The following is a 2,787-nucleotide window of genomic DNA, read 5'->3' on the forward strand; positions in this document are numbered from 1 at the left end:
ATGAAGGGATTGCTGAAATTAAATCTCACCTAGAGAATAAGAGAAAAGTTATTTTAGCAACAGCAGCTCCTGAATTATTAGCTAAAGTATTAATACGTTCAATTAACTTAGATACAGAAATAGAGGTTATTGGTACACCTCTGAGACGAAAACTAGGTGGATGGATCGGTGGAGTACACTGTCGTCATAAAGAAAAGGTTAGACGTTTAAAACTTATTGGAGTTAGCCCTAAATGGTTAGCAACATATACTGATGATATTGAAGAAGATTATCCAATTCTAATAAATGCTAAGACTCAGTATTTAGTTAATCATAATAAAAATAACAATCACACTTTAGAAAATGTCAAAATTCTAGAGTGGCATTAATTTTTCAAGAAAAGAAACTTACTAAAATAAGATTTGGGTTAACAAATTTTACTTACTCTGAAAACCCAGTTTTATATAAATAGAGATTTTTCTCTCATTCTACCTTTCTATATAAGACTAGGATGAGAGTCTAATATCCTAATTAAAGTCGCTGCTGGTCCTGTTGGATATCTTCTTCCTTGTTCCCAGTTTTGCAGTGTGCGAGGGCTAATATGAAGGCGTGCTGCGAATTCATTTTGACTCAAGCCAGTTTTTTCACGTACTTGCTTAATATCCGGTAATTCGAGCTTTATTACACGACTTGCTTTTATTTCCTGACGTTTAATTGCTCCAGCCTCTTTGATAGAAGCAACCAAATCATCAAATAAGTTATTTTCCATGAAATTGTTCCTTAACCAACTGTCGTAGAATATTAGTTTCTTTATCTGTTAAATTATCTTTTACAGATTTAGGATAAGCTACTAAAAAAAATATTTGATCATCTTCAGTAACCCAATAATAAATTACTCTTATGCCTCCACTTTTCCCTTTATTACTTTGAGAACATCGTATTTTTCTGATGCCTCCACCATTCTTGATCAAAGCTCCTTTATCAGGCTGTAATAAAAGCTCTTCCTGAAATTCACGATATTGTTCATCAGAAATAAGACTTTTTATTTGTTTCGTAAAAATACTAGTCTCAATAAATAGCATGAATATATATACTTCATTGGCGTATAAAAATACTAACATTTAAAGCTTTTAAACGATAGTCAATTATAAAAATAAACTTTTAATACAGAGTACTGAACCTTAGCTAATAACTAATAAACCTATTATTTTTTAGAAAAAAAACTACTAAAAAAGCTTCTTTTTTTGTTCTCTAAATTACTTAATTCTTCTTCCTGAATAGATTCTTTGAAATTAGATTCTACAGCTATATCTTGATTATTTTTTTGCTCAGTAAACGATGTTACCTTATCTTTTGGAGCCTCTAATAAACGTTGCATTGTTTCAATCTGATTTTGATAGAAAGACTCTCTTCCTTTAGCATCATCAAGCTGATTTTTAAGCATGTCAACTTGCTGTCTAAGCAGTAAAACTTCTGCCGATTCTATTTTGTCTATTTTTACATCTTCTTTTACATTTCCTTTTTTAATTGGCTCACCAAATACCCTGATAGCTTCTGATAAATCAATTTTATTATCAGAATTTTTACTTAAAATTCCTCTATTTATATTATTGTAAATAGTCTGTCTATTTATATTGTAAAGCTTAGATAGCTCAATAACTGAAAGGCTTTTCATATAAAAATTTATGCCTAAACTTGTCAAACTTAGATGCCTATTAGACAGCCTAATAAAAAAATGATCAAGTTGAAATTTTATACAATCTTAAATCCAACTTTTTTAAGATAAGGCAATAGTTCTTGAATATTTTTTGAATCTTTTAACATTTCATCAATACGATTAGCAAAATCTTGATAACTCTCCGCACCAACAGAGTAACTTCCCATTTCTGATAATTCCGAAAGTTTTTTTGCGAATAACTGACGTTGTTTATCAGTCATTTTAGGAGGAAGATTTGGAGTTTTTGATTCTTTTTTTATTGATTCAGAATTTAACTTTTTCTGTTTAAAGTTAAAAGAAAAGCCGGTAATAGTACGTCCTTTTTTATGCTGCTCATATTTAGCTTTGATATCGGTTAACTCATTAATCTGATTTAATGCAAAGTCTAGAACATATGTTTTGAAATTACTCATTGTCTTATATTGATGAGATTCAACACCTAGCTGTTGTCGAAATATGGACAAGTCAAAAATAGGAGTCTCTCCTGAAGATCTCCATTGAATTAACAACTCATATAAGCGAATAGCATACGAGCTAGTTAACTTAGAAACCTGTTGTAACTCATATTTTGTAAAGTTTTCTTCAAGTCTAGTTATCAAAGGAACTATATCTTGTGTAAAACGTAAAAAAACTATAGCTGATTCTTTTTCATAACCAATTTTATCTACCCAACGACAATGAAAGCTGCGGTTTTTACCTGTTTTAGGATTAGTATCATGGTAAGTAACATAACGGTCGAATAAACTTTTAGAAGCTTCACGAAGTACAGTATAAGCAGTATGTTTTTCAACATTAAATGTATTTATATAACTACTGGCATGAACCTCTAATAAACTATTTTCTGTAATCCCTTGTCCTGTTTCTCGTGCTTCAGCAATAGCTAAAAGAACTAAACGTTGCTCTACAGTATCTAAAGTATAACTTGCTTGAATTAAAGCATTATCTTTTACGACTAATTCACTCATTTCTAATAATAAATTTATAACAAAGCTAAGGCGTACTTTACCCCATTTAAACTAGGTTGTAAATCAACCTAGCTTATAGGTCGATAAACCTAGTTTTATAGGTCGATAAACCTAGTTTTATAGGTC

The 2,787-nt window shown here is 30.3% G+C and carries 4 protein-coding genes and 1 pseudogene; 1 reads left to right on the forward strand and 4 read right to left on the reverse strand.

Annotation, left to right across the window (positions count from 1 at the left end; genetic code table 11):
- Positions 1-368 (forward strand): annotated as a pseudogene (locus P256_RS13295) (haloacid dehalogenase-like hydrolase); the annotation flags it as partial.
- Positions 369-475: 107 nt separating this feature from the next.
- Here P256_RS13295 and nadS read toward each other — a convergent pair.
- The 4 genes from nadS to repM all read right to left on the reverse strand — a co-directional run bounded on the left by nadS (position 476) and on the right by repM (position 2,661).
- A complete protein-coding gene (gene nadS, locus P256_RS06435) occupies positions 476-748 on the reverse strand; it encodes a NadS family protein (protein WP_023272879.1) in 273 nt (90 codons plus the stop codon).
- Positions 738-1,061: a type II toxin-antitoxin system RelE/ParE family toxin gene (locus tag P256_RS06440; RefSeq protein WP_040331916.1), complete on the reverse strand. Its 324-nt coding sequence runs from the start codon at positions 1,059-1,061 to the stop codon at positions 738-740. Before P256_RS06440 ends, nadS begins: the two co-directional genes overlap by 11 nt.
- Positions 1,062-1,183: 122 nt before the next feature.
- Positions 1,184-1,654: a plasmid replication DNA-binding protein gene (locus tag P256_RS06445; protein ID WP_023272881.1), complete on the reverse strand. Its 471-nt coding sequence runs from the start codon at positions 1,652-1,654 to the stop codon at positions 1,184-1,186.
- Between the two features lie 77 nt (positions 1,655-1,731).
- Positions 1,732-2,661: a replication initiation protein RepM gene (repM, locus tag P256_RS06450; protein ID WP_023272882.1), complete on the reverse strand. Its 930-nt coding sequence runs from the start codon at positions 2,659-2,661 to the stop codon at positions 1,732-1,734.
- Between the last annotated feature and the right edge of the window lie 126 nt (positions 2,662-2,787).

The organism is Acinetobacter nectaris CIP 110549, from assembly GCF_000488215.1.
GTDB classification, from domain to species: Bacteria; Pseudomonadota; Gammaproteobacteria; order Pseudomonadales; family Moraxellaceae; genus Acinetobacter; species Acinetobacter nectaris.

Excerpts from the sequence above, each read along its gene's own strand:
- nadS (WP_023272879.1), bottom strand. The coding sequence starts at position 748 with ATGGAAAATAACTTATTTGATGATTTGGTTGCTTCTATCAAAGAGGCT.
- P256_RS06440 (WP_040331916.1), bottom strand. The coding sequence starts at position 1,061 with ATGCTATTTATTGAGACTAGTATTTTTACGAAACAAATAAAAAGTCTT.
- P256_RS06445 (WP_023272881.1), bottom strand. The coding sequence starts at position 1,654 with ATGAAAAGCCTTTCAGTTATTGAGCTATCTAAGCTTTACAATATAAAT.
- repM (WP_023272882.1), bottom strand. The coding sequence starts at position 2,661 with ATGAGTGAATTAGTCGTAAAAGATAATGCTTTAATTCAAGCAAGTTAT.